Source organism: Sphingomonas trueperi, assembly GCF_040545665.1.
Lineage (GTDB): Bacteria > Pseudomonadota > Alphaproteobacteria > Sphingomonadales > Sphingomonadaceae > Sphingomonas > Sphingomonas trueperi_B.
Window position 1 is genome coordinate 225620 of record NZ_JBEPMH010000002.1, and the last position, 26109, is coordinate 251728.

Sequence of the window (26109 nt, forward strand, 5' to 3'; positions counted from 1 at the left end):
ATCTCCCTCACACGCTCGCGAAATCGAGGCCGATATCGGCCGCCGGGGCCGACTGGGTCAGCCGGCCGACGCTGACATAGGTGACGCCGCTCTCGGCGATCGCCCGGATCGTATCGAGCCGCACCCCGCCCGAAGCCTCGGTCGGCACTCGCCCGGCGACCAGCGCCACCGCCTCGCGCAGCACCGCCGGGCCCATATTGTCGAGCAGCAGATGCGTCGCGCCGGCGCCGAGCGCGGGCTCGATCTGGTCGATCCGGTCGACCTCGACGATGATCCGTTCGATACCTGCCGCCACCGCACGCGCCACCGCCGCCTCGACCGATCCGGCGACCGCGACATGGTTGTCCTTGATCATCGCCGCGTCCCACAGGCCCATGCGATGGTTGGTCGCCCCGCCCATGCGGGTGGCGTATTTCTCGAGCACGCGCAGCCCGGGCAGCGTCTTGCGGGTATCGAGCAGCGTCGCGCCGGTGCCGGCGATCGCATCGACATAGGTCCGCGTCATCGTCGCGATGCCGCTGAGATGCTGGACGGTGTTGAGCGCCGAGCGCTCGGCGGTGAGCATCGCCCGGGCCTTGCCCCGCAGCCGGAGCAGCGCGGTGCCGGGGGCGACCTGCGCGCCGTCCTCGACCAGCCGTTCGAGCGCCACCTCGGGATCGAGCGCGCGGAAGAACGCCTCGGCGATGGGAAGCCCGGCGGCGGTGATCGCGTCGCGGCTGTCCATCACGCCCTCGAAACGCGCGTCTGCGGGGATCACCGCCGCGGCGGTGATGTCGCCGCCGCTGCCGAGATCCTCGGCCAGCGTGGCGCGGACGAACGAGTCGCAATCGAAACCGGGGAGCGCGAAGGTCATGGCGGGGCTGTAGAATCCCCGGTCGCGCGCGTCTACGCGATCTGCAGCGGCGCGGGCCGGCCGTCGAGATAATTGGCGGCCGGCTGGTCGAAGCGGAAGCCCCCGGCAGCCAGGCGGATCAGGATCTGGCGGACGTGGAGCATGCTTGTCCGGTGTTCTTCGATCCGCTCGGGATCGGTCAGCGCCTTTTCGGTGAGCACCACGCCGCGCGAACGGCGGGCGAGGCAGCCCGATTCGATCATCGCCGCGACCCGGCGGTGCGCGGTCGAGGGCGGCAGGCCCAGCGCCCGCGCCACCGATCCGGTCGAGACGGGCTGCCAAAGGCCGTCGGGCGGGGACGTGCTGAACTCGGCATAGGCCAGCGCCAAATCCCGGTTTTCGGTGAGCGGGCGCGCATTGGCGCACAGGATCGCATTGGCCAGCACCAGGTCGGTCCAGGACTGGAAGCGGTGGGCATGGAATTCGATGCCGGTCAGCAGCACGTCATGCGCGGCGGCGAGCCCGGTATGCCAGTCATAGCAAACATGCGCGCGCGTCTCGGGCAGCGGCACGCCGAAGCTGCGCATATCCTCGACCATCGCCACCAACGCATCGTGGTTGCCGCGGAACAGCGCAACGATCTCGGGGCGTGCATGCACCGCCTCGGGTACCGTCACCCCGGCGGGGCCGCGCTCGCACAGGCCCGCCGCGCACAGCGCATGGATATGCCGCCGCATCGTCTCGAACGGGCGGCCGAGCGAGGCGGCAAGCGCGTTGATGCTGATCGCCTTGGCCCCGCGCCCGTCGCCGCGTGCATGGCCGGCGCCGTGCGGCGACAGCATCTCGCTCGCGCGCGCCACGACCATGAAGATGATCGCGCGGTCCAGGTCGCCGTCCAGCGCGCGCACGCCTGCTGCGACCATCGTCGTCTCCAGCGCCGCGATCAGTCGCACGATCAGCCGACCGTGCGGCATCACCGGGTGCTTGCGATCGAGGACAGGCGCGGATCGGATCATATCCTGCATCGGCAAAATCGGCCCCAGCGGGAAAGATAACACAAGTCCTCATTCACCCCACTCAGAATGAGTAACCCGAAAGTAGCGAATCGTTACTAGCCCAGATCAATGGGCTGGTCGACGTAGCTGAGGCCGCTGTATCAAAATGATACAGGTAGCGCTGCCGGAAAATGGGGCTGGAAGCCGGCCTGGCAGCCGCTCGGCTGGTTGCTGGAACAGCTCGCCGAGCGAACGTGCATTGGCCGCAACCAGTTGATTGCGCCCGATTCCGCGCGGTTCGATCGCTGCGGGAGGCCGCTATACGCGATCGGCCCTGCACGTGCCGCGGCGCCGGCGGTGGCACTGGCGGAGACGCCGATCCTCGTCGCGATCCGGCACGGTCATGCGGCGCGACGCGCGGTTGCCCCGGCACCGGCTGCGACCGCGCGACGTCACCGGACGCCCAACCTCGGCATTGCGAGCACCGCCACGCGACTCGGCGCGCTGTTTTCCGAAGCGCCGCGAGGCGATCAGGCGGGCACCGGCCCCAGATCGCCCTGCCCCACCGTGCCGCTGGCCAGCTCCAGCATGCGGTCGAGGCTCTTCTTCGCCTGCACCCGCAGCCCCTCCTCGATCTCGATCCGGGGGCTGAGGTCGCGCAGCGCGAGGTAGAGCTTCTCCAGCGTGTTGAGCGCCATATAGGGGCAGATGTTGCAGTTGCAGTTGCCGTCCGCCCCCGGCGCGCCGATGAAATTCTTCTCGGGCATCGCCTTCTGCATCTGGTGGATGATGTGCGGCTCGGTCGCGACGATCAGCGTGTCGCCCGGCATCGTCTTGGAGAAATCGAGGATGCCCTTGGTCGAGCCGACATAATCGGCGTGATCGAGGATATAGGCCGGGCATTCGGGGTGCGCGGCGATCGGCGCGCCGGGATGCTCGGCCTTGAGCTTGAGCAGCTCGGTCTCGCTGAACGCTTCATGGACGATGCACACGCCGGGCCACAGCAGCATGTCGCGGCCGGTCTTGCGCTGGAGATAGCCACCCAGGTTGCGATCTGGGCCGAAGATGATCTTCTGGTCCGCCGGGATCTGCGCGAGGATCTTCTCCGCCGAGCTGCTGGTGACGATGATGTCGCTCAGCGCCTTCACCTCGGTCGAGCAGTTGATATAGGTCAGCGCGATGTGATCGGGGTGCTGCGCGCGGAAGGCGGCGAACTGGTCGGGCGGGCAGCTGTCTTCCAGGCTGCAGCCTGCGTCCATGTCCGGCAGCACGACGATCTTGTCGGGCGAGAGGATCTTGGCAGTCTCCGCCATGAAGCGCACGCCGCAAAAGGCGATCACGTCCGCATCGGTCTCCGCCGCCTTGCGGCTGAGGTCCAGGCTGTCGCCGACGAAATCGGCGAGATCCTGCAATTCGGGCTTCTGGTAATAATGTGCCAGGATGACGGCGTTACGCTCCTTGCGCAGCCGCTCGATCTCGGCGCGGAGATCGAGTCCGCTGAGGCTGCCGCCGATGCCGTTGCGCGCGTCCATTCCCAAAACTCCCGTTGTGCGCCCGCCACATGGCCCGGTCGCGCCGCGGGATCAAGGGAAGGCAGGCGTTATCGGGCGATGGCTGCCGGCGGTGCCGGCCACGACGCTGCGCGTGAACGCCGTGCCCGCCGGGCTGAACGCGATCGCGTCGGCGGTCAGCTGCACCGCCAGCGTCATCCCGATGCCCCAGAGCCAGGCAGGGTGGACACGGCCCGCGCGGCGCTGGTCGGCGATCGCACCGATCACCGGCAGCACCAGCACCGCGACGACCGTCACCCACCAGGCATAGGGCATGAACAGCGGCATCGGCAGTAGCCGCCCGAGGCCTGGGCCGCAAAGGATGGCCATGCCGCAGAACATCAGCCGGCGGTGCCAGCTGGTCTTCCGCCGCAGCACCAGCGCCGCTCCGACGAAGCCCCCGAACAGCAGCAGTTGCAACGGGTTGCTGATCAGGAACTGACGGACGTCGAAGAAGAAGGGTGCGCCGCGCTGCACCGACAGCACCGTCATCACGGTGCCCAGCAGCACCATCAGCGGCACCCAGAACAGCGCCACCCAGCCCAGCCGGCGATGCAGCGCCACCGATCCGCCGTCGACCAGCAGATTCTGCGCGATGTACAGGGCAATCCAGCCGAAAAACACGAAGGCGTGAACGTGGAAGATCAGCGGCACTGCGAAGCTCGACCGCCCCGCCGCCAGATTGAGCGAGAAGCCGGCGACGTCGATCGCGCCCATCACGAACGCCATCACCAGAAAGAAACGCGTGTCCCCGGCGCGCACACGCGGCGACGCCTGCACAATCGTTGCCATTTCCCCGCCCCTCTAATTTGGGCAGGGTATAGCTCTACTATGGAGATTCTACAACCGCGAGTACGACTACTATACCCGCTTTGGATCGTTACTCGGACAGCACCCGCCAGGCGTCGCCTGCCGCCGCAACCTGGCCGCGCGCCTGCAGGTCGAGCAGATGGGCGAGCACCGATCGCCCCGCAGCACCGTGCAGCCTCGGATCGAGCCCGACATACATACGCGCCACCATCGCCGGCACCGCACCGACGCCCTCCGCCAGCAGCCGCAGGATCTGCCCCTCGCGCTGCTTGCGATGCCCGGCCAGCCCGCGCACGAAGCGCTGCGGCCGCTCGATCGGATCGCCATGCGCCGGATAGTAGATCCGGTCCTGCGCGCGGGACATCAATGTCTCCAGGCTGGCCATATAGGCCGCCATGTTGCCGTCGGGAGGTGCGACGACGGTGGTCGACCAGCCCATCACATGGTCCCCGGTGAACAGCGCGCCGCTTTCCTCCAGCGCGAAGCAGAGATGGTTGGAGGTGTGGCCGGGTGTCGCCACGGCGGTGAGCGTCCAGCCCTGCCCCGCCACCTGCTCGCCGTCGCCCAGCACGCGATCCGGGGCATAGCCGGTGTCGAACGACGCGTCGGCGCGCGGCCCGGCATCGTCGAGCACCAGCGGCGCGCAGCCGATAATCGGCGCACCGGTCGCCGCCCTCAGCGCAGGCGCCGCGGGGCTGTGGTCGCGATGGGTATGGGTGCACAGAATCGCCCGCACCGGCCGCCCGCCGATCGCCGCCAGCAGCGCGGCGAGATGCTCGGCATCGTCGGGGCCGGGATCGATCACCGCCAGGTCGGCAGTGCCCACCAGATAGGTCTGGGTACCCGTAAAGGTGAAGGGCGAGGGATTGTCCGCCAGCACCCGCGTCACCAGCGGTTCGAGCGTCATCGCAAGGCCCGTGGGCGCGTCATCGGTCATGCCGGTGCATTTGGGCATTCGGCGCCCGAGAGCAAGTCGCCGACAGGAGGGAACGGGGGAGCGGGACCGGCCGCGAAGGAGTAGGCCGGCCCCGCCGAGCACGCCGCTGCGGGGCAATTGCAGCGGCGCGCTACACTCAATCGTCGCTGTCGTCGTTGGCGTCGCTGCGCAGTTCGGCGAGCGCCTCGTCGATCCCCTTGAGCGCTTCGGCACGTTGCTGGGGGCTGAGGCTCGACTGGATCTCGATCGTGCGGCGGGCGTGCTGCAGGCTCATCAGCGCGCTGTTCATCGCCATCTGCTTGCTGTTCATCGCCATGGCTCTGCTGTGCATCGCCATCTGGGTGGCGTTGGCGCTCATCGCGGCGATGCGATCGCTGCAGATGATCATCACCTGCTTGTTGCCCTCGGTGCGATGCTCGACGGTGGACGCGTTGCCCTTGCCGCAGGTGCCGTTGCGGATATCCGGGATGCTCGCCTGGATCGCCACCATGTCGGGCATGGTGATTTCCTGCTGCTTTCCGTCCTGCCGGACGATGACCATCTTCTTGATGGCGTGTCCGTCGGTCACCGAGCGATCGATACGGACGACATGATGCTTGCCGGCCGGGCCTTCGGGTACCGCGGGTGCAGCCGGGGCCGGCGGCGCGACCGGTGCGGGAGGTGCTACGGGCGCGCCGGCAGCGCGGGGCGCGACCGGGGCTGCAGGTGCGGCGGGGGCGGCGGGCGCCACCGGCACGTCCTGCGCCTGGATCGCCGCGTTCATCTTGTCGCGGATCCGCTCGGCGGCCTGGCTGCCCGAGGCGGTCAGCGCCAGCGCGGCGAGCGACACGGTGGTGATCCCGGCCAGCCCCGCGCCGATGCGGATGGGGGAAAGCTTCCGGTGGATCGAGAGCATGCGCAATCTCCCTTTGACGTCGTTTATGGTGTGGAGGTGACAAGCCGCCGAGACCGCGCCCCCATGCGCGGACTTGACGATCGCACGGCCATAAGCATGGCGCAGTGCCTGGGCGCGGCCGGCGAGCACCAAGGCGTCGCAGGCCATTTCCTGGTCGGCGCGGAAGGCGCGGAACGCCCGCCATGCGACCGGATTGAACCAATGGGCGGCCAGCACGATCAGCGCGGCCCAGTTGGCGATCAGGTCGCCGCGCAGATGGTGGCTGAGTTCGTGCGCCAGCGCGAGATCGCGTTCGACCTCGTCATAGCGCTCGGAAAAGTCGCGCGGGAAGGCGACGTACTTGCGGAAGATGCCGAAGGCGAGCGGCCCGTGCGCGGCATCGGTCTCGATCACCCGCACCCGGCCTTGCGCGACGGTGCGGTCTACCCGCGCCCGCGACAGAAGGTGCCGGCAGAAGCGACGATGCGCGACGAGGTGATAGCCGAGGAACAGCAGCGCGCCCGTGGCCCAAAGCAGGAGGAGCAGCGACAGCGAGACGTTCAGCCCCTCGATGCCCGCCATCGGCGTCGCCAGCACCGCCGGCGCATGGTGGCTGGCGGCGGCGATCGGCGCGGCATCCACCACCGTGCCGATATCGATCTCGATCGCCCCGGCCTTGTCGGCGATGACCGGCGCCGTGTCGCCCTGGAACACGCCCACCGCCATGCTCGGCCCCTCGGCCACCCTGCGGGTGAGCGGGGCGAGCCACTGGCTGAGATGCCACTGTCCCGGCAGCGGTGGCAGCAGCATCCGCGCGACGGGCAGCACCCACAGCGCATAGGCGAGCTGCGGCCCGAACGCCTTGCGCACCGGGCTGCGCAGGGCAAGCGCGAGCAGCATCAGCAGCGTGCTCGCGAGCAGGGTTTCGATCCACCAGCCGGTCATTGCTTCAGCTCCTTCAGAAGAGCTTCGATCTCGGCGATGTCCTGGTCGGTGATGGCGTCGCGTTCCGCCAGATGCGCCACCAGCGGCGTCAGCCGGCCGCCGAACAGCCGGTCGATCAGCTTGCGCGACTCGCCCACGACATAATCGCCCCGCGCGACGAGCGGACGGTAGCGGTAGCGCCGCCCCTCCTCCTCATGCGCGATGACGTTCTTGGCGAGCAGCCGCCCGAGCAGGGTCTTGACCGTGTTGGCGCTCCAGTCGCGGTCCACGGGTACGCGCTCGGCCACCTCCTGCGCGGTGAGCGGCGACTCTTCCCAGAGCACCTCCATCACCGCATGTTCGGCTTCGCTGATTCGCTCGGTCATACACCCTCACTGACTACGCATGTAATCGCTGCGTTTACGTGTGTAGTCAAGGTGCTGAATACGGGATGAACCGGAGGCGTCCCCGCGAAACCGTCGGGAGAATTTACACCCGTGCCGCTGGGTTAACGGCGCTTCACCATCGCATCCCGCGAAATGCCGTGCATCCTGGAAAATGGCACGTGCCCTGCAACGTGGAAGACACCCGGAGCATTCCCCAAAAATGCTCAAGCGTCCCCCAAAGACGCTTCAGGGCGGGTCGATGGTTCACCGGCATGGCCATCGACCTGCCCGCACCGGGATCACACCCTCTCGAAACGGTTCAAGCCGCCGCGCGCAGCCCAACCGGCCCGCCGCCCAGCCGGCGCAGCGCCTCTTTGACCGCCTTGGTCAACGGCCGTTCGAGCACCCGCAGCACCAGCAGACCCAGCGCGATCGCCGCCACGATGTTCAGCACTTCGATCAGCAGATGGGGCACCGCATGGTGGAGCAGTCGCCCGGTCACGGCCAAGCTCTTGCCCACCAGCACGAAGGCGAATTGCTGGAACAGATAAATGGCGAACGACGCGTCGCCGAGCAGCTTGAGCCATGGCAGGCGGGGCATCGCCCCGCCACGCTCCAGCAGCAGCCCGCCGGAAACCAGCACGACCGCGACGGCACCGAAGACGAGGCGCCCGGACCAGAAGGCCAGCAACATCAACACCAGCGCGACCGCGATCGCGGCGAGCACCTGGCGCAGACTTGCCGGTGCCCCAGGCCTCGCGCCGAACACGCGTCCCAGAATCGCCCCCGCCGCGAATTCCAGGAGCAGCGGATCGGTATAGACCGTCGCCGCCGCCCATGTCGGACGCATCAAGCTGCCGATCAGCACCAAAATAGCGAACAGCGAACAGAGCACCACCAGCCGGCCGCGCGGCAGGAACAGCGTCAGCGCGAACACGGCATAGAAGAACATCTCGTAATTGAGCGTCCAGCCGAGGAACAGCGTCGGCTCGATCTCGCCGAAGGGGTTGCGCGCGGGCACGAAAAACAAGGATTTGGCGAGCAGCCCCGGCTCAGTCGAGCCGTGATAAAAGTGCGGATCGACTGCCGCGACCAGAAAGGCGCACAGCGTCGCGATCCAGTAGGGCGGCACGATCCTGGCGATGCGATCGAGGATGAACGTCCGCGGCGTGGTCGGTCGCGCATCGGTGAGCGCGACCATGATGAACCCGCTGATCACGAAGAACAAATCGACTCCATGCTCACCCAGCCCGAATATCGGGTGCCGCATTTGCAACTGATGGAAGACGACCACAGCCACCGCCGCAGCCGCGCGAAGATACTGAATGGACCAGAGAGTCGCGCCCGGTCGATCAACTGCTTCCGCCATGCCGATGCCCCAACCGATTCTTGGCAACGTACATCAATGACTCGCGATAGTAAATTTGATCTTGGATGCGACTTCATTTCAACGGTAACAATGTGACGCGCCATCATATTTCTCGCCACATGGATCATCGCGACCATCCCGCCGGCGGCATGCGCGGAGGTCGGCACCCGCCCGCCACGCCACAGCTTGCCATCCGCATGCATCACGTGCGGAACGCGCAAACGAAAAGGGCCCCCGCCACCGGCGGGAGCCCCTCATCGGATCCGGACGGAACCTCGCGTCAGGCCGAAGCCGCGACGCCCTTGTCGGCCATCAGCTGGGTCAGCTCGCCGCTCTCGTACATTTCCATCATGATGTCCGAACCACCGACGAACTCGCCCTTCACATAGAGCTGGGGGATGGTCGGCCAGTCCGAAAATGCCTTGATGCCCTGGCGGACGCCCTGGTCCTGCAGCACGTCGACGCTGTCGAACTCGACGCCGAGATGGTTGAGGATCGCCACCGCGCGGCTGGAAAAGCCGCACTGGGGGAACAGGGGGCTGCCCTTCATGAACAGCAGCACGTCGCTGCCATCGACCAGCTGCTGGATGCGGGCCTGGGTATCGTCGGTCATTGCTTACTCCTCGGGCGTCGCTTCGGTGGTCAGCTGGAGCGCGTGGAGCACGCCGCCCATCCGTCCACCGAGCGCCGCATAGACGGCCTGGTGTTGCCGCACGCGCGGCATGCCCCGGAACATGGGGGCGACAACCCGCGCTGCATAGTGGTCGCCATCGCCTGCCAGATCGGTGATCTCGATCTGGGCGTCGGGGATGCCGGCGCGGATCAGCGCCTCGATCTCGGCAGCGGGCATCGGCATGTTACTTGGATTCCATCAGCTGGCGGCGCGCCTCGACGGTCTGCTCCTCGATCGCGCGGCGCACGGTGGCGTCGTCGATCTCGACATTCGCGGCGAGCATGTCGCCGAGCAGCTTGCGGATCACGTCCTCGTCGCCGGCTTCCTCGAAATCGGCCTGGACGACCGCCTTGGCATAGGCGTCGGTCTCTTCGGGCGTGAGGCCCATCTTGGCGGCGGCCCACTGGCCGAGCAGCTTGTTGCGGCGCGCGGTGATGCGGAACGCCATATCCTCGTCGCGCGCGAACTTCGCCTCGAACGCCCGTTCGCGATCGTCGAATGTGCTCATTACATGCCCCTTAGCAAAACTCGGGCCCGAGATAGGAGGGCGGGACGGCGCTGGCAACGGGGGAGGTTCCGGATGGCAAGACCGTCGCCGCCCCGCTGCCTGGATCAGGGGTATCGAAAAACCGCGATCATGGCGCCAACGATGACGAAAGGCGCGAGTATCGCAGCGATGGCGCCGGGCCACCCCCATCGGCAGTAGAAGAACTCGACGCCGCCTTCCCAAAAGCACTGGAACACGAGTTCGATGACGTCCGCCATGGCGGCACGTTGCAAGTACGGCCCCGGAAATGCAATCTCTCCGGGATCCGAACAGCAACGGACGTTCGCCACTGTGCCTGCGCCACTGGCTTCGCGCGTCCGACCGAGAGGTGCAATGAAGGGTATCGCCGGCAAGATCACGCTATTCGCCGCGGTCGTCGCGTGCAGTCCGACGGTCGCGCAGTCGCAGGCGACCGCGCCGGCACGCCCCGCAGCCGCATCTGCCGACGGGTTCGAACCGGCCCGCGCCATCATCGCCGACGTGCAGAAGATCGTGACGCCGAACGGCATCGACGAAACGCTGGTCCTCAACATCGGCGGTGCGCGGCAGGTCGTGAACATCCGCGGTGCCGACAAGGCGAACCCGGTGCTTCTGTACATCCATGGTGGCCCCGGCTCGGTCGAGATGCCGATGGCATGGAGCTTCCAGCGGCCCTGGGAGGACTTCTTCACCGTCGTCCAATGGGACCAGCGCGGCGCCGGGCGATCCTATGCCCTGAACGACCCCGCCCGGATCGCGGCCTCGATGACCTTCGCGCGCTATCGCGACGATGCGATCGAACTGATCGCGCAGCTCCGCGCCCGGCTGGGGAAGCGGAAAGTGTTCGTGCTCGGCCACAGCTTCGGCTCGGCGGTCGGGCTGGCGGTGGCGCAGAAGCGGCCCGATCTGCTCCATGCCTATATCGGCATGGGCCAGTTGATCGACTTTCGCGAGAATGAGCGGGTCGGCATCGCGCACACGCTCCAGCTTGCCCGCGCCCGCGGCGATGACGAGGCCGTGCGCGCCATCACCGCGCTGCGCCCCTATCCGGACAGCCGGCCGTTCACGATCGAGCAGGCCGATGGCTGGCGCAAATGGGCGAACAAGTACGGCTCCCTGGCCGGGCAGCGGCCGGATGCCGACTTCTATTTCGCCTCGACCAAGCTTTCCCCGCTCTACACGCCGCAGGACCGCGCCGACTGGGGCAAGGGCAGCGCGCTGACTGCGACGACGATGTGGCCGCGCCTTGCCGACGTGTCGTTCACCGCGCTGACCACGCTGGAGGTACCGACGGTGCTGTTCCTCGGGCGGTACGACAGCACCACGCCCTCCTCGCTCGCGGCGGCTTGGCTCCAGCGCCTACGGGCGCCGGCAAGGCTGCTCTGCTGGTTCGAGAATTCGGGCCACCTACCGATGATCGAGGAGCAGGGGCGTGCGCTGGCAGCGTTGCTGGCGGTGCGACCGATCGCAGCGGGGCGCAAGCCGGGCCTCGCGACCGCGCCCTATTGCCGGACGCCCTGATCCGCTACGCCGCCACCCGCACCACCACCTTCCCGATCACCGCGCGCGCCGCCATCTTGGCGATCGCCGCGCCGCCCTCGGCGAAGGGAAACACCTCGGTCACCCGCGGCGCGATCTTGCCGTCGCTCCACAGCCGGAACAGCGTGTCGACATGCGCGCGGTTGGCCTGGGGATCGCGCGCGGCGAAGGCGCCCCAGAACACGCCACACACGTCGCAGCTTTTGAGCAGGGTGAGGTTGAGCGGCAGCTTGGGGATGCCCGCCGGGAAGCCGGCCACCAGATAGCGCCCCTCCCAGCCGATCGCGCGGAGCGCCGGCTCGGCATAGTCGCCGCCAACCGGATCGTAGATCACGTCCGCGCCCTTGGGGCCGACCGCCGCCTTGAACGCCTCGGCCAGCGCCTTCGAGGCTTCCTTGTCGAGGGCCCCACGCGGATAGACCAAAGTCGCATCCGCCCCCGCCGCGCGCGCGGCCTCGGCCTTCTCCTCGGAGGAAACCGCCGCCACCACCGTCGCGCCGTACGCCTTGCCCAGTTCGATCGCCGCGAGCCCGACGCCGCCGGCAGCACCCAGCACCAGCAGCGTCTGCCCGGCCTTCAGCTTGCCGCGATCGAGCAGCGCATGGATCGTCGTCGCATAGGTGAGCAGTAGCGCCGCACCTTCCTCGAAGCTGCGGCCTTCGGGCAGGCGATAGAGCTGCGCCGGGCTCAGCAGCAGCTTCTCCACAAGCCCGCCATGGCCCGGCACCGCGATCACCCGGTCGCCCGGCGCCCAGTCGGTAACGCCCTCGCCCACCGCTTCCACCACGCCGGCGATCTCGCCGCCCGGCGCGAAGGGCCGGGGCGGCTTGAACTGGTAGCGATCCTCGATGATCAGCACGTCGGGATAGTTGATCGCGCAGGCCTGCACCGCGACCAGCACCTGGCCTTTCCCAACGACGGGATCGGCTACCTCTTCCAGGCTTAGAGTATCAGGTCCGCCCGACGCCTTCGACAGCAACGCCTTCATGCCCGCCTCCACCAGCGATCCACGGGCGTTCGTGCGCAACCGCGGATTCGAATTTCGAAATCGCGGTATCTTGTGCCAGCGTCATGCCGATCTCGTCCAGCCCCTGCATCAGGCAGTCGCGGCGGAACGGGTCGAGCTCGAAGGCGAAGCGGTCCTGGAAGTCCGTCGTGACGGTCATCGTCTCCAGGTCGACGGTGATGTTGTTGGCGGTCGCCACCTGCACCAGCCGGTCGATCGCCTCCTGTGGCAGCACCACGGTAACGATGCCGTTCTTGAAGGCGTTGCCCGAGAAGATGTCCGAGAAGCTCGGCGCGATCACCGCCTTGATGCCCAGATCGGCCAGCGCCCAGGCGGCATGCTCGCGGCTGGAGCCGCAGCCGAAATTCTCACCCGCCACCAGGATCGGCGCGCCTGCATAGCGGGGATCGTCGAACAGATTGCCCGGCTCCGCGCGCACGCTTTCGAAGGCGCCCTTGCCCAGCCCCTCGCGCGTCGTGGTCTTCAGCCAGTGCGCGGGGATGATGATGTCCGTATCGATGTTCTTGGCGCCCCAGGGATAGGCGCGCCCCGAAACCTGCTGGATCGGCTCCATCAGCGGCGCTCCGCCGACACGGTGTTCAGATGCATGGACACAGCTTTCCTAACGAGCGGCCGGCGGCCGCCCCGAATTTCCGGCAATCGGCCGCCCGCTCAGCGCGGTGCAGCGACGACCCGTTCGAGCGCCGGTATGGTCTTGATCGGCGTCTCCGGCCGCGGGTAGGCACCCGCATAGGCAGCAGCAACACCGCTCAGCACGGTTCCGGCAATCAATGCGACGAGCGCCTTTTTCACGGCGTCTCTCCCCTTCTTCTACGCGTTGTTCGCCATCAACTCGCGAACGTCCGTCAGGTGCCCGGTCACCGCCGCCGCCGCCGCCATTGCGGGCGAGACGAGGTGCGTGCGCGAACCCGGACCCTGGCGTCCTACGAAATTGCGATTCGAAGTGGAAGCACAACGTTCTCCGGCGGGAACCTTGTCTGGATTCATCGCCAGGCACATCGAGCAGCCCGGCTCGCGCCACTGGAACCCCGCCTCCAGGAAGATCCGGTCGAGCCCCTCTTCCTCGGCCTGGCGCTTGACCAGCCCGGAGCCGGGCACGATCAGCGCCTGGCGGATGCGGTCGGCGACCTTGCGGCCCTGCACCACCGCGGCGGCGGCGCGCAGATCCTCGATCCGGCTGTTGGTGCACGAGCCGATGAAGATGTGCTCCACCGGAATGTCCTGCATCGCGGTGCCGGGGGTGAGGCCCATATAGTCGAGCGAGCGCTGCGCGGCGGCGCGCTTCGAGGGATCGGCGAAGCTCTCCGGATCGGGCACGACGCCGGTGATCGGCACCACGTCCTCGGGGCTGGTGCCCCAGGTGAGCGACGGTACGATGTCCGCCGCGTCCAGGGTCACGACCTTGTCGTACACCGCGCCCTTGTCGGTCGGCAGCGTCTTCCAATAGGCGACGGCGCGGTCCCAGGCCTCGCCGGTGGGGGCGAGCGGGCGGCCCTTGAGGTACGCGAAGGTCTTCTCGTCCGGCGCGATCAGGCCCGAGCGTGCGCCGCCCTCGATCGACATGTTGGAGATGGTCAGCCGCCCCTCGATCGAGAGGTTGCGGATCACCTCGCCGGTGAATTCGATGACATAGCCGGTGCCGCCGGCCGCGCCGATCTTGCCGATGATCGCCAGCACCACGTCCTTGGCACTGACGCCGTGGCCGAGCGTGCCGTCGACGCGGACTTCCATCGTCTTCGATTGCTTGAGCAGCAGCGTCTGCGTGGCGAGCACATGCTCGACCTCGCTGGTGCCGATGCCGAAGGCCAGCGCCCCCAGCGCGCCATGCGCCGAGGTGTGGCTGTCGCCGCAGACCAGGGTGGTGCCGGGCAGCGTGAAGCCCTGTTCGGGCCCGACGACATGGACGATCCCCTGCCGCGCATCGAGCGCATCGATATAGGGCACGCCGAACTCGGCGACGTTGCCGCGCAGCGCCGAAAGCTGGCCGGCGCTGGCCGGGTCGGCGATCGGCAGCGGGTTGCCGGCGGCGTCGACGCGCGGGGTGGTCGGCAGGTTGTGATCGGGCACCGCGAGGGTAAGGTCGGGGCGGCGCACCTTGCGATCGGCCGCGCGGAGGCCGGCAAAGGCCTGCGGGCTGGTGACTTCGTGGACGAGGTGCCGATCGATATAGATCAGGCAGGTGCCATCGTCCCGGCGCTCGACCACATGGTCGGCCCAGATCTTCTCGTACAGGGTGCGCGGTTCACTCGACATGCGCGCGCTTTAATCGAATCGTGCGCAGATGCAAGCTTTGGGGACATTTTCTGCTGCCACCACAGCTCACCTGTAGCGGGGCTGCCACTGTGTGAGCTCTATGGGAAGGTTGTGCGGACCAGGCGCGGCGGCAGCGCCCCGGCACGCCCCTTGCAACCGTTGGCCCGGCTGCATAGCGTGTCGCGCAATCGGAACGGGGCGGGCCAGTGGAAGACGAAGAAATGCCGGCGGATCACGACGGCGCCACGCTGCTCTACGATTACTTCAAGCATCTCACCGGACTATGCCTGTTTTCGCTGGGTGGTGTAGCCGCGCTGACCGACAAGGTGGCGGGACGATCGCTGGTGCTGCTGGTCATCACCTTCCTCGTGATCGGTCTGGCGGGCCTCATTTCCTTCACGGCGACCGGGAGCATCGTGGACTCGCGCTCCAAGGGGAAGCCGATCCGGCGCGACATAACCTACTGTCGCCATGCGGCACCGCTGATGCTCTCGGTCGGCCTCGGCATGTTCCTCTATCTATTCGTCACCGCGCGCGGCCACTGACCTGCGGACCCATTGGGCTCGGTTACTTCGCCGCAATTTCACGCAAATAGCGCTGCACCGCTGCCACCTCATCCGGCCGCAGTGCGTGAAGGTTTTCCTTCACGATCGTTCCCATGAAGCCGACATCGCGCCCCCCTGCCCCTAAGCCCTCGTGCAGCAGCCGCTGGAAGTCCGCCGGCGTATAGGAAGCGGCCATCGGCGCCAACGGCGGCACCACATTGCCGTCATGGGCACGCGGCTCGGTTAGCGCGTGGCATTCCGAGCAGAGCACCTGCGTCAGGTACCGCCCCGGATCGGCGGGCCGCTTCGCCACCCCGTGTGGGTCCGCCACCACGCTCGGCTGGGTCGCGCCGGTCAGGATCTTCCAGCGGCCCACCGGCCCGAACCAGGTCGTCGCCTGCACATCGTCGGGCGCGGGCTTGAGGCTGCGGGCCCAGGCGACGATCCGGCCGACATCATCATCCGCAAGGTACGTCATCGACCAGGCCGGCATGATGAAGACCGTGCGCCTCTCCTTGGTGACCCCCTGGCGGATCAGCCGGGCAAGTTCAGCATCGGAATAGCGCGCGGCGCTGCGGGCGATTGGCGGCGGCGCGACCTGCCCCTCGCGCCAGTCGACCGGGGTCCATATCGCGCCCTTGCCGTCGCCATGGCAGCTCTTGCAGCCGGTGAGCGTCGCCAGCCGCGATCCTTCCGCCAGCGACGTCGCGTCGTGTGGCACCGCGACGGGTATCAGCGGGACGGCATGGCTGCGGCGGATCACCCATTCGGACGCGCCGTAGAGCCCACCCGCGGCCAGCACCGCAAGCACAGCCACGCCCAGTCCAACTCGCGCCCAGATCCGCATCGCCGCCCCCTTGCCCCTACAGTCCGCCCGCAAGCGAGAGCGGATTGCAGGGGCTATGCCAAAGCGGCGCGGGGATCGCCAGCGTCGCTCAGAACTTGAACCGCACGCCGGCGCGGTAGACCCGGCCGATCTGGTCGTAGAGCGCCGGATTGTTGAAGATCGTCGAGCGCGCCGGATCGCGGTCGAACAGATTGTCGATCTTCCCGTAGAGCGTCACGTCCTTGACCACGTCGAAGGTCGCGCCGACGTCGAGGTAGAAGGACCCCGGGATATAGTTGTTGTCGATCGTCGGCCGCTGGGTGGTCGAGGCCGGGCAGCCCGTCTGGCAGACGACATATTGGTTGCCGATCGTGCCCGAGGTGAACCAGCGCTCCTGCACCAGCAGCGAGAAGCGGCCGCTGTCATAGGTCTGCACCGCCAGCCACTTCCACTTGGGCGTCGCGCCGAGATTGTTGCCGGCATTGTCGACCGGGATCGTGCCCGGCAGCCCGGTATCGGTGATGTTGTTGATCACATGCGTCGCCAGCGCGCGGAGCGTGAAGTTGCCCGGCAGCCCCAGCGGCCGCGACCAGCGATAGCTCGCCTCGATGTCGAAGCCCTCGGTGCGGATCGAGGCGAGGTTGAACGCCTGGACGTTGATGAAATTGGGCCCGGCGGTGTTGCTGAGGTTGAACGCGCTGCACGTTTCCAGCAGCACCTTCTGGAAGCAGAGATTGACGATGTCGGTCGCCGCGAGGCTGGAGATCACCTCGTCGATCTTGATCTTGTACCAGTCGAACGAAAGGTTCAGCCCGCGCGCCCAGCCGGGATTGGCGAGGGTGATGCCGGCGGTGGTGTTGCGGGCGATCTCCGGCTTGAGCGCGGTGTTGCCGATCGAATTCTGGATGACCAGCACGTTGACCTTGTTGAACGGGTCGAAGAAGTTCGGCAGCGTCGTCGTGACGGGCGCCGCGAACAGCTCCGAAAGGTTGGGCGCGCGCACGTCGCGCGAGGTGACGCCGCGGATGCGGAGGCCGTCGATCGGCAGCTCCCAGGTGCCGCCGATCTTCCACGCCCAGACGGTGCCCGAGGTGGTGTAGTCGGTCACCCGCGCCGCGCCGTTCAGATTGGCATGGCCCAGCTTCTCCGAGTTGAGCAGCGGCAGGTTCGCCTCGAAAAAGGCTTCCTTCACACTATAGGCACCGGTGCCGTTCTTGTAGTTGCCGGCATACCAGTTGTTGCCGGTGGTGAGCAGCACCGGATCGTTCGGATAGTCGCCGCCCGGCGCGGTCGCAGCGAAGCCGGCACCATAGGGATCGGCACTGACCTTGTAATATTCGTGGCGATACTCGCCGCCGAACGCGATCGACAGCGGCCCCGCCCACAGGTCGAGCGGCGAGCCCGAGATGTTGACGCTCGCCACATCCTGGGTCTGGCGAGTGCGCTGGTAGGGCCCATGCTCGGGCATGATGTAGGCGAGCGCCGCCGCCGAGGGGTTGCCGCCGATAATGTTGAGCGGCTGGCAGCCATTGGCCCGCGCGGTCGCGTCGCGGCAGACGATCGTGCCGTTGAGGGTCGTCGCGTCGATCGCCTGGTTGAAGCGGCGCGACAGCATGATGTTGCGCACGTCGATATCGGTATAGTTGGTGCCGTGCTCGCCATAGATGTCGTAGGTCCAAGGCGTGCCGGCTACTTCCAGCTTGCCCTTGCCGCCGAGCACGAAGCGATATTGGCGGCGATCGGTATAGACGCGGCTGTTGCCCAGCGCCGCGTTGCTGGTGCCGTACTGGAAGCTGGTGATGCCTGCGGCGGCGCAGGCCTGCTGGACGAGCGTCGGCACGTATGGATTGGCGCATTGCAGCGTCAGGCCGGGCCGGTTCTGGCCGTTGACCGGCTGGTTATTGGTCTTCACCTGGCCGATATTGGCGCTGAAATAGATCTCGTTGTCCGGCGCGATGTCGAAGCCGGCGCGGCCATAGCCGTTGATCCGCTCGATCGCCGATTTGAGCGAGCGGCCCGCATCGATATTGCCCGAAAGATCGCCGCCCTGGCAGAAACCCGCGAAGCAGCCGATCACCGCGCCGCCGGCGGTGCGCGAGGGCACGCCGTTCGAGCCGTACTGGAACTGGAAGGGCTGGCCGCTCTGGTCGAAGGCGGTGCCCTGCAGCGGGCCGGCGGTGATCAGGCCGTATTTGGTGAAGGTGATCGACTGCGCCCAGTCGCGCACGACATATTGCGGCGAGCCGTCGTTGAGCACGCCGCGGTCGATCAGCGAGCGCTGGGTGAACCAGTCGCGCCCGTTGGCGAGCCTGGTGCCGAACTCGCCGCCGCCGATGCCCTCTTCCTTGTCATATTCCGCGCTGCCGACGAGGTGGAGCCGGTCGCCGAGCGCGCTGGTGCCCGCCGCGAGCTGGACCAGCCCGGTCGCGTCGTCGCCATAGGTGGTGATGCCGCCCTGGATGTTGCCGCGAATGCCCTTGAAGCGGGTGTCGGTGATGAAGTTCACCACGCCGCCCACCGCGTCCGAGCCATAGGAGGCCGAGGCGCCGCCGTTGACGATGTCGACGCGCTTGACCAGCAGCTGCGGGAACAGGCTGACATCGGGCACGCCGGTCACGTTGGCGCCGACCACGCGCTGGCCGTCGAGCAGAGTCAGCGTGCGGATCGTGCCCAAGCCACGCAGCGAGAAGGAGCTGAGCCCCTGCTGCCCGCTCGAGGTGCTGAAGGTATTGACCTGCGTGCCGGACGAACCCTGCAGCGAGGGCAGCTGCGAGATGGTGGTGAAGACGTTGGGCTGCGCATTGGCGGCGATCTGCTCCTCGCCCAGCACCGTGGTCGGCGTCGGCGCGTTGAAGCCGCTCACCGCAATGCGCGAGCCCGTGACGATGATCTCGCTGTCCTGCGCTTCGGCCCGAGTCTGCGGGACCGTGTCCTCGCTCGCCTGTGGCGGCGGCGTGGGCGCGGTCTGCGCCAGCGCGGACAGCGGCGCGAGGCACGCCCCCGCGACGATCAGCCCGAGCGACGTGGTGCGCAGCAACGCGCGGCGGCGATCCCTCTTGTCGTAGAACATCCTCACCTCCCTTATCGGCGTCCGTTGTTCGGACCGGCGGGGAGGCGGCGGCGAATGCGCGGCGGGACGCGCCGAGCCTGCCGACAACGCCAAGACGCATCATTCCTGTCGCGGCACAGCAAGTGTGCCACGGCTACCGATCGGCTCCTCTCCAGTCCAACGCCTTGGTTATCTTACAATTCGCGCGAAAGACTTGTCCGAGACACGCTAGTGCGCGCCACGGTTTCGCCCCATCGAGCGATGTTCACGTTAACATCGCCACGCTATTGTTGACGGCAGGTGAAGTCAATAGTCCGTGTACATGGGGTTGCCCCGTTTGGGAGGCATCGAAAACTCAGACCAGGGGCGCGCGATCTTCGCGGGCGTTTAGCCGCGTGTTTCCTTGGGCGAGACATAGAAGGGGTCGTGCGCGAACGGCAGCGGCGCCCCCGTGCGCAGCGCCGCCAACACCGCGGCGAAGTCGGTTTCGCAGCGGAAGCCGAGCACGCGCTCGGCGAGGCTCGAATCATAGACGCGGCCGATGTTGGCGGGCAGCGCCCATCCGCGCGCCGCGTAGAGCGCCGGTGCGTCGGGGAAGGCGCGCGCGATCACCGCGGCGGCATCCTGCTTGAGCGCGGCACAGTCGGCGCGGGCGAAGGGCGTCGGTGCGGAAATCACGAACACGCCGTGGCCGATCGCGGGCGCGCGTTCCAGCGCCACCAGATGCGCCCGCGCCGCATCCTCCACCGTCAGGCGGCGATGCAGCAGCTCGTTGGCCTTGAGATTCTCGCCCGAGGGCGTGGCATGGGTGTCGTCGTCCTCGGGGAAGAAGCGGCTGGTACGCAGCACGATCGTGGCGAGCCCCTGCTCCGCCCAGGCGATCCGGCACAGCCCCTCGGCGGCGAGCTTGGTGACGCCGTAGATGTTGCGCGGCGCAATCGGGCCGCTCGCCTCGTCGAGCCACACCGCCGAGTCGCCCGCCTCGTCGCGGATCGCCTGGCTGATCATCAGCGACGTCGTGGAGGTGAAGACGAACCGGTCATGCCCGGCCGCCCTGGCGCACTCCAGCAGGTTGAGCGTGCCCGTGACGTTGACGTCTACAAAGGTCTGTGCCGGGTACCGCGCGATATCCGGCTTGTGCAGCCCGCCGGCATGGATCACCGCCTCGATCCCATGCTCGGCGAACACCTGCTCGACCAGCGCACGATCGGCGACCGAGCCCAGCACCTCGGTGTCCACGCCGGGCGCGACGTCGAGCCCGACGACCTGGTGCCCTGCCCCCCGCAGCATCGGCGCCAGGAAGCGCCCCAGCCAGCCCGACGATCCGGTGAGCAGCACCCGCATCAGTCGCGCGCGCCATATTTGCGCGCCAGCACCGCACAGACGAACAGCTGGAGCTGGTGGAAGATCATCAGCGGCAGCACGATCAGGCTCACCGCGCCGCCGGGGAACAGGATCGTCGCCATCGGGATGCCACTCGCCATGCTCTTCTTCGATCCGCAGAAGACGATGGCGATCTCGTCCTCCTTGCTGAATCCCAGCTTGCGGCTGCCGAACATCGTCACCGCGATCACGATGCCGAGCAGCACGGCGTTGAACGCCAGCACCAGCGCCAGGTCAGCGAGCGACACCCGGCTCCACACCCCCGCCACCATGCCTTCGCTGAACGCCGCATAGACGACGAGCAGGATCGAGCCGCGGTCGACGATCATCGTCAGCAGCTTGTGCTTGAGAATGAACCCGCCGATCAGCGGCCGCGCCGCTTGGCCTGCGGCAAAGGGCAGCAGGATCTGCATTGCGATCGATTCCAGCTGCGACAGCGAGAAGCCCGCGCCGCTATTGCTAGGCAATAGCAACGCAACAAGCAGCGGCGTGATAAGAACGCCGATCAGGTTGGAAAGCGAGGCGCTGCACAGGGCGGCCGGCACATTGCCGCGCGCGATCGAGGTGAAGGCGATCGAGGATTGGACGGTCGAGGGGAGCAGGCAGAGGAACAGCAGCCCCAGCGCGATCCCGCCCGGCAGCACATGCCCGGCCACCGCATAGGCACCGACCCCGAGGATGGGGAAGAACAGGAAGGTGCTGAGGAACACGGTCAGCTGCAGCCGCCAGTTGGTGAGCCCAGCCCAGATCGCCGAGGGCGCCAGCCGCGCGCCGTAGAGGAAGAACAGCAGCGCCACCGCGATCGTCACCGCCTCGTCGGCGATGCTCGCCCACATGCCGCGGGCGGGGAACAGCGCCGCGAGGCCTACGGTGCCGAGCAGCATCAACAGATAGGGATCGATCCAGCGACGAAGGGCAGCCATGCGGGTACTCGCACCATGGAAACTGCGGTGCCCCATGCGCGCGCCTGCACGCCCGCGCAAGCGCTCAGGCGGCCGCCGGCACCTGCACCGGATGCAACCGTTCGCCGTCGTCCGCCCAATCGGTGCGGCGGCGCACCAAGGGATTGAGGAACAGGAAGGGCAGCTTCACGAACAGCAGTTCGGAGTGGATGAACGTGTCGACCGCCCGCTCCCACCAGCGCGGTTCGCGCTTGCCGTGCGCGCGGAGCCAGCCGTCATAGGGCGCCCAGTGGCTCGGCTCGTCCTTCTCGATGATGCGGAAGATGCGGGTCAGCACCTTGTCGCTCAGCACCGCCGGGTGGTTGAGCAGGATATGGACCTGGCGGTGACCGCGCTGCTCGGTGAGCGAGATCACGCGGCAGAGCTTTTCGAACTGGGCATCGTCCTCGATGAGCTTCTGCGTGTCGAGCGCATCGATGGGGCGGCGGAACATGATCTCGACGAAGCGATCGATATGGCCGCAGGTCCGGTCGACGGTCAGCGGCATCCGCCCCTGCAGCTCGAACCAGCGCTTGAACATCTGGTAGTGCTTGCGCTCGTCAGCGCGGTGCTTCTCGATCGCAGCGATCAGTGCGTGGTCGTGTGGAGCGCGCACCCGCACCGCCTCTAGCACCCGGTCGATGCTCGTATAGCCGCGATGCTCGTTGTAGATGTAGATCGACCCCAGCAGGTCGAGATAGCGGCGACGGAACGCGGACAACAACATGGCCAGACGCTATGCGTCTGATATGTTTCCGTCAATCGGCGCCTTTGACGAAGAAATGGTCGATCACGTCCTTGGCGAGCCGGGCCGGACGCTTGGTCTCGGCATCGAGGCAGCACCAGCTGGATTTCACCTCGGCCAGCACCTCGGACCCGCGACGGATGATCGTCTCGTAGAAGGCGCGGGCACCCTGCACCTTTTCCAGCAGGACGGTCGCGACCACGTCGTCCTCGAGAAAGGCCGGACGACGATAGGTGATCTCGTGCTTGAGCGCGACCCAGAGGTGCTCGGCCACCGCCTCGACCGGGGCCAGCGCCTGCCAGTGGCTCACCACCGCCGCCTGTACCCATTTGAGGTAGGAGGCGTTGTTCACATGTCCCATGAAGTCGATGTCGTCCTGGGCGACGTCGACCCGGAATTCGAAGGGAATCGCGGTGTTGCTCACCCTGTCATCATAGACCAGCCGGGGCCAACAAGCGACCCGCACGCCTCCGAATCGATAATAAACCTGCGAACCACCGTTGCCGTAGCGGCAGGCGGTCAGGCGGGGCCGATTTCCAGCCGCTTCGCCAGCGTGTCGCGGCGCGCGTCGAGTTCGTGGCGGGCGCGTTCGAGCAGCTCCAGCTCGGTCGCTTCGAGCAGGTCGTCGACCACGCCGCGCAGGTGCTTGCGCATCGCGGCGCGGGCGCCGTGCGGGTCGCGCGCGTGCAGCGCGTCGAGGATCGGGCGGTGCTCGTCATAGCGCGGGTTGACGCCGTTGCGCCGCGCGCGATCGAACATGTTGGCGCACAGCGGCGAGCGGGTGCGCAGCTCCCACAGATATTCCACCACGCTGCGGATCGCGGCATTGCCCGTCGCATTGGCCACCGCGATGTGGAAGCGGTGATCGGCGTCGAACAGCGTCGCGTTGCCCGTGGCGGGATCGGCCATTTCCTCGGCGATGTGATCGAGCTCGGCCAGCTGCTCGGCGGTGATCGACACCGCCGCCAGCGCCGCCGCCTCGCCCTCGAACAGGATCCGCGCCTCGGTGAGGTCGAACGCGCCGATATCGAGGTTGAGCGCATCCTCGCGCAGCCCGCCCGAGCTGTCGCGGTGCGTGACGTAGAGCCCCGAGCCGTGCCGCGCCTCGATCCAGCCCTTCATCTCCAGCGCGATCATCGCCTCGCGGATCGTCGGCCGGCTGACCTTATACTCTTCGGCCAGGTCGCGTTCGCCCGGCAGGCGCGTGCCGGGGGCCCAGCGCCCCCCTTCGATACCGTCGGCGATCGACGCGGCCACCCGCTGGTAGAGCTTGGTTCGGTTCAGTTTCATCACCTACTCTCATAGGCGAGCGATGGATTTTCGCAAAGCCTTTGGCCTTACCAATCAATTCCGAAAACGATCGGGCAAGTAACGTTCGGGATCGAGCGTCGGAATTTGCCCCAGCAGCAGCTGGCAGGCCAATCGGCTTGCCGCCGGTGCGGTCTGGATACCGAAGCCGCCCTGCCCCGCACACCAGAACAGGCCGGGCACCGCCGGATCGAAGCCATAGACGGGCCGCCGATCGGGGGCGAAGCTGCGCAGCCCCGCCCAGCGATGCTCCAGCGCGGCGACGCGCCAGTCGACCACCTGCTCGAAGCGGTGGATCGCCGTCGCGATGTCGATCTCCTCGGGCGCGGCGTCGCAAGGCGGGCTGTCCACTTCGTCATGCGGCGTGAGCCACAGGCGCCCGCCGGCCTCGGGCTTGAAGTAGAAGCTGCCGCCCAAATCGCTGACCAGCGGGCAGCCGGCGGGCGGTGCCGGATCGGTGCGCAGCTGCACCATGGTGCGACGATAGGCGCGAATGCCGATGGGCGCCGCGCCCGCCAGCGCGGCCACCTCGTCTGCCCAGGCACCCGCGGCATTGACCAGCAGGTCCGCTTCGAACGCCCCGCCCCGCGTGGCGAGCCGCCAAGTGCCAGCCTCGCGTACCGCGCCGGTCAGCCCGGCAGCGCAGTGCAGCACCGCGCCTGCCGCCCTGGCGCGGGCGAGGAAATGCTGATGCAGCGCGGCCACGTCGATATAGGCGCAGCCGGGCTCATGGACGCCGAGCGCCCAGTCGTCGCGCAGGCCGGGCACGATGCTGCGTGGGTCGACCGCGTGGAGCGCCACGCCGCTGCCCTCGAACGCCGCGAGGAAGGCGTCGACTCGCCCCTGGTCGCCCGCACGCGCCAGATGCAGCTCGCCGAGCGGATCGAGGAACCCGCTCTCGCTCAGCATCGGGCCCGAGGCGGTGGTAAGCGGCTGGATATCGGGCCCGCCATAGGTTTCGGACCAGAAGGCTGCCGAACGCCCGGTGGCGTGATAGCCGGGCCTGTCCTCGGCTTCGAGCAGCAGCACGCGCGCGTGGGAGCCAAGTTCGGCGGCCAGGCTCGCGCCCGCGATGCCCGCGCCGACGATCGCGACGTCGAACCGCGTCATGCGCGCGGCGCCCGCGTATCGAGAAAGCCGTCGATCGTGGCCAGCGCCCGGTCGCGCACCGGGTCGGCTTCGCGCAGGATTTCGTGCGCGCTCTCCGGCCCGAAGCGCAGCAGCGCCGCTTCCGGCAAGCGGGGCGCGATGCGCAGGGCGGCGCGCGCATCGACCAACCCGTCCGCCTCGGCGATCACGAACAACAGCGGTGTGCGCACGGACTCCAGCCGCGCCGCCTCCAGCGCGGCCATCGAGCGGAATGCCGCGACCAGCCATTGCCAACTCGGCGGGCCGGTCAGCAGCGTGCGGTCCTTCGCCTGCCACCACAGCTCGTCGGCATAGCGGGCGGGGTCGTGGGTGAGCAGGTTGGCGCGCGTCTCGGTGGCATAGGGCTTCTCATTGCCCTTCCAGGCCGGACGCCGCGGATCGCCGAGCCGCGCCAGCACGCGTGCCAGCGGCGGCGCCAGCCTGCCCAGCGCGCTGCGCACGCCCAGCATCGGCGCGACCAGCACTGCGGCGTCGGGCGCGATGGCGCCCTCGGCGAGACCGCGCAGCACCAGATGCCCGCCCATCGAATGCCCCATCACGACATGCGGCCCCGGCGTCTCCGCCTGCCACTGCGCGGCGAAGGCGCGGAGTTCGTCGATATAGGTCGCGAAGTCGTCGATATGGCCGCAATCGGCCTTGGGGGTCAGCCGGCCGGAGCCGCCCTGCCCGCGCCAGTCGAACGCGGTGATCGTCCAGCCCGCTGCGTGCCAATGCGCGAAGCTTTCCAGATACTTCTCGAACACATCGCCGCGGCCGGTCTGGAACAGGATGCTGCCGCGCGGGGCGCCTTCTGCGGGCCAGTGGAAGCGGCGGAGCAGCCAGCCATCGGGAGCACTCCAGCGGTCGACCGACGCGCCCGCGGGTATTTCACGCGCAAAATTCCGGGAAACTGCCATGTGGCGTGGTTACGGTTTCGTAAGCCGGTCCGTCTACCCATTTGGCCATGGGGGCGATCTTCCAGGCCTGTCTGCTCGGCGCGCTGGCGCTGCTTCTGCTCTCCGCAGGAATCGAGGACGTGCGCTTCCGCACCATTGCCAACGCGAAGAATGCCGCGATCGCGCTCGCCGCGCCGCTCTGGTGGTGGGCGAGCGGCATGGCGCTGTGGCCGGACGTCGCGCTCCAGATCGGTTGTGCGGCGCTCGTCTTCGCGCTGTTCATCGGCGTGTTCGCGGCCGGCGCGATGGGCGGCGGCGACGTCAAGCTGATCGGCGCGCTCGCGCTGTGGCTGCCGCTGGTGCCGCTGCTGCGCATGCTGGTGCTGATGTCGCTGCTCGGCGGCGCGCTGACGCTGGGGATGCTGCTCACCCAGTGGCTCCGCCGGCGCAGCATGGGCGCAATCGAGGTGCCGTACGGCGTCGCGATCACGCTCGGCGCCGGAATTGTCCTCTACGAACCGATTCTTAACCGGATTGGGTGATGATTAACGCCGCCACAACCGGGTCGGCCGAAGAACACGAAAAGGCGTAGT

General features: G+C 67.8%; 29 protein-coding genes. 4 read left to right on the top strand and 25 right to left on the bottom strand.

The genetic code is table 11. The features are described 5' to 3' along the window. Window positions 1-7: 7 nt before the first annotated feature. The 8 genes from nadC to ABIC65_RS08320 form a co-directional block, all read right to left on the bottom strand. Window positions 8-853 (bottom strand): carboxylating nicotinate-nucleotide diphosphorylase, encoded by an 846-nt coding sequence (nadC, locus tag ABIC65_RS08285; RefSeq protein ID WP_354308034.1) that lies wholly within the window; start codon window positions 851-853, stop codon window positions 8-10. 32 nt (window positions 854-885) lie between these two features. Further along, the gene (locus ABIC65_RS08290) at window positions 886-1848 is read right to left on the bottom strand and encodes a helix-turn-helix domain-containing protein (protein WP_354308036.1); all 963 of its coding nucleotides are present in this window, start codon (window positions 1846-1848) and stop codon (window positions 886-888) included. A 509-nt stretch (window positions 1849-2357) separates the two neighbouring features. Next, window positions 2358-3359: a quinolinate synthase NadA gene (nadA, locus tag ABIC65_RS08295; RefSeq protein WP_354308037.1), complete on the bottom strand. Its 1002-nt coding sequence runs from the start codon at window positions 3357-3359 to the stop codon at window positions 2358-2360. 51 nt (window positions 3360-3410) lie between these two features. Next, the gene (locus tag ABIC65_RS08300) at window positions 3411-4169 is read right to left on the bottom strand and encodes a hypothetical protein (RefSeq protein WP_354308038.1); all 759 of its coding nucleotides are present in this window, start codon (window positions 4167-4169) and stop codon (window positions 3411-3413) included. Window positions 4170-4257: 88 nt separating this feature from the next. After that, entirely contained in the window at window positions 4258-5124 is an 867-nt protein-coding gene (locus ABIC65_RS08305) for an MBL fold metallo-hydrolase (protein WP_354308039.1), read from the bottom strand. Window positions 5125-5260: 136 nt separating this feature from the next. Continuing rightward, the gene (locus tag ABIC65_RS08310; RefSeq protein WP_354308040.1) at window positions 5261-6943 is read right to left on the bottom strand and encodes a M56 family metallopeptidase; all 1683 of its coding nucleotides are present in this window, start codon (window positions 6941-6943) and stop codon (window positions 5261-5263) included. Then, window positions 6940-7308: a BlaI/MecI/CopY family transcriptional regulator gene (locus ABIC65_RS08315; RefSeq protein ID WP_093293954.1), complete on the bottom strand. Its 369-nt coding sequence runs from the start codon at window positions 7306-7308 to the stop codon at window positions 6940-6942. Before ABIC65_RS08315 ends, ABIC65_RS08310 begins: the two co-directional genes overlap by 4 nt. A 319-nt stretch (window positions 7309-7627) precedes the next feature. Beyond that, complete coding sequence (locus ABIC65_RS08320; RefSeq protein WP_354308041.1) at window positions 7628-8578, bottom strand: acyltransferase family protein; 951 nt, start codon at window positions 8576-8578, stop codon at window positions 7628-7630. Between ABIC65_RS08320 and ABIC65_RS08325 the strand changes: the two genes are divergently transcribed. Continuing rightward, the gene (locus ABIC65_RS08325) at window positions 8546-8773 is read left to right on the top strand and encodes a hypothetical protein (RefSeq protein WP_354308623.1); all 228 of its coding nucleotides are present in this window, start codon (window positions 8546-8548) and stop codon (window positions 8771-8773) included. The genes ABIC65_RS08320 and ABIC65_RS08325 overlap by 33 nt on opposite strands. 184 nt (window positions 8774-8957) lie before the next feature. Here ABIC65_RS08325 and grxD read toward each other — a convergent pair whose 3' ends face one another. The 4 genes from grxD to ABIC65_RS08345 all read right to left on the bottom strand — a co-directional run bounded on the left by grxD (window position 8958) and on the right by ABIC65_RS08345 (window position 10115). Then, window positions 8958-9290 carry a Grx4 family monothiol glutaredoxin gene (grxD, locus tag ABIC65_RS08330; protein ID WP_084582175.1) on the bottom strand — a complete coding sequence of 111 codons (333 nt, stop codon included), beginning with the start codon at window positions 9288-9290 and terminating at the stop codon, window positions 8958-8960. Window positions 9291-9293: 3 nt separating this feature from the next. Next, on the bottom strand, window positions 9294-9533 hold the full coding sequence (locus tag ABIC65_RS08335) for a BolA family protein (RefSeq protein WP_064313164.1): 240 nt from the start codon (window positions 9531-9533) through the stop codon (window positions 9294-9296). A 1-nt stretch (window position 9534) separates the two neighbouring features. Further along, complete coding sequence (locus tag ABIC65_RS08340) at window positions 9535-9858, bottom strand: DUF1476 domain-containing protein (protein ID WP_125972823.1); 324 nt, start codon at window positions 9856-9858, stop codon at window positions 9535-9537. Window positions 9859-9962: 104 nt separating this feature from the next. Then, a complete protein-coding gene (locus ABIC65_RS08345) occupies window positions 9963-10115 on the bottom strand; it encodes a hypothetical protein (protein WP_354308042.1) in 153 nt (50 codons plus the stop codon). A 115-nt stretch (window positions 10116-10230) separates the two neighbouring features. Between ABIC65_RS08345 and ABIC65_RS08350 the strand changes: the two genes are divergently transcribed. Then, entirely contained in the window at window positions 10231-11397 is a 1167-nt protein-coding gene (locus ABIC65_RS08350; protein ID WP_354308044.1) for an alpha/beta fold hydrolase, read from the top strand. A gap of 4 nt (window positions 11398-11401) precedes the next feature. Here the strand turns inward: ABIC65_RS08350 and ABIC65_RS08355 are convergent, their stop codons facing one another. The 4 genes from ABIC65_RS08355 to leuC form a co-directional block, all read right to left on the bottom strand. Beyond that, window positions 11402-12403 (bottom strand): NADPH:quinone oxidoreductase family protein, encoded by a 1002-nt coding sequence (locus tag ABIC65_RS08355; protein WP_354308045.1) that lies wholly within the window; start codon window positions 12401-12403, stop codon window positions 11402-11404. After that, entirely contained in the window at window positions 12366-12995 is a 630-nt protein-coding gene (gene leuD / locus ABIC65_RS08360) for a 3-isopropylmalate dehydratase small subunit (RefSeq protein WP_354308046.1), read from the bottom strand. The genes ABIC65_RS08355 and leuD overlap by 38 nt, the downstream gene beginning before the upstream one ends. Before the next feature lie 98 nt (window positions 12996-13093). Further along, window positions 13094-13234, bottom strand: coding sequence for a hypothetical protein (locus ABIC65_RS08365; protein ID WP_354308047.1), 141 nt, complete (start codon window positions 13232-13234; stop codon window positions 13094-13096). An 18-nt stretch (window positions 13235-13252) separates the two neighbouring features. Next, on the bottom strand, window positions 13253-14695 hold the full coding sequence (gene leuC, locus ABIC65_RS08370; RefSeq protein ID WP_354308048.1) for a 3-isopropylmalate dehydratase large subunit: 1443 nt from the start codon (window positions 14693-14695) through the stop codon (window positions 13253-13255). 206 nt (window positions 14696-14901) lie between these two features. On the opposite strand from leuC, the gene ABIC65_RS08375 reads away from it, so the two are divergent. Further along, window positions 14902-15240, top strand: coding sequence for a hypothetical protein (locus ABIC65_RS08375; protein ID WP_354308050.1), 339 nt, complete (start codon window positions 14902-14904; stop codon window positions 15238-15240). Window positions 15241-15262: 22 nt separating this feature from the next. Here the strand turns inward: ABIC65_RS08375 and ABIC65_RS08380 are convergent, their stop codons facing one another. The 9 genes from ABIC65_RS08380 to ABIC65_RS08420 all read right to left on the bottom strand — a co-directional run bounded on the left by ABIC65_RS08380 (window position 15263) and on the right by ABIC65_RS08420 (window position 25537). Then, window positions 15263-16057: a c-type cytochrome gene (locus tag ABIC65_RS08380; protein WP_354308051.1), complete on the bottom strand. Its 795-nt coding sequence runs from the start codon at window positions 16055-16057 to the stop codon at window positions 15263-15265. Between the two features lie 118 nt (window positions 16058-16175). Then, window positions 16176-19136 (bottom strand): TonB-dependent receptor plug domain-containing protein, encoded by a 2961-nt coding sequence (locus ABIC65_RS08385; RefSeq protein ID WP_354308052.1) that lies wholly within the window; start codon window positions 19134-19136, stop codon window positions 16176-16178. A 366-nt stretch (window positions 19137-19502) separates the two neighbouring features. Continuing rightward, window positions 19503-20459, bottom strand: coding sequence for an NAD-dependent epimerase/dehydratase family protein (locus tag ABIC65_RS08390; RefSeq protein WP_354308053.1), 957 nt, complete (start codon window positions 20457-20459; stop codon window positions 19503-19505). Then, on the bottom strand, window positions 20459-21421 hold the full coding sequence (locus ABIC65_RS08395; RefSeq protein WP_354308054.1) for a bile acid:sodium symporter family protein: 963 nt from the start codon (window positions 21419-21421) through the stop codon (window positions 20459-20461). Before ABIC65_RS08395 ends, ABIC65_RS08390 begins: the two co-directional genes overlap by 1 nt. A gap of 64 nt (window positions 21422-21485) precedes the next feature. Further along, window positions 21486-22166, bottom strand: coding sequence for a ferritin-like domain-containing protein (locus ABIC65_RS08400; RefSeq protein WP_354308055.1), 681 nt, complete (start codon window positions 22164-22166; stop codon window positions 21486-21488). Window positions 22167-22197: 31 nt separating this feature from the next. After that, window positions 22198-22608: an acyl-CoA thioesterase gene (locus ABIC65_RS08405; protein WP_354308056.1), complete on the bottom strand. Its 411-nt coding sequence runs from the start codon at window positions 22606-22608 to the stop codon at window positions 22198-22200. Window positions 22609-22703: 95 nt separating this feature from the next. After that, window positions 22704-23474 (bottom strand): FadR/GntR family transcriptional regulator, encoded by a 771-nt coding sequence (locus tag ABIC65_RS08410; protein WP_354308058.1) that lies wholly within the window; start codon window positions 23472-23474, stop codon window positions 22704-22706. A 54-nt stretch (window positions 23475-23528) separates the two neighbouring features. After that, window positions 23529-24602, bottom strand: coding sequence for an NAD(P)/FAD-dependent oxidoreductase (locus tag ABIC65_RS08415; RefSeq protein WP_354308059.1), 1074 nt, complete (start codon window positions 24600-24602; stop codon window positions 23529-23531). Next, window positions 24599-25537: an alpha/beta hydrolase gene (locus ABIC65_RS08420; RefSeq protein ID WP_354308060.1), complete on the bottom strand. Its 939-nt coding sequence runs from the start codon at window positions 25535-25537 to the stop codon at window positions 24599-24601. The genes ABIC65_RS08415 and ABIC65_RS08420 overlap by 4 nt, the downstream gene beginning before the upstream one ends. A 47-nt stretch (window positions 25538-25584) precedes the next feature. Between ABIC65_RS08420 and ABIC65_RS08425 the strand changes: the two genes are divergently transcribed. Continuing rightward, window positions 25585-26058 (top strand): A24 family peptidase, encoded by a 474-nt coding sequence (locus ABIC65_RS08425; RefSeq protein WP_354308061.1) that lies wholly within the window; start codon window positions 25585-25587, stop codon window positions 26056-26058. Window positions 26059-26109: the final 51 nt, after the last annotated feature.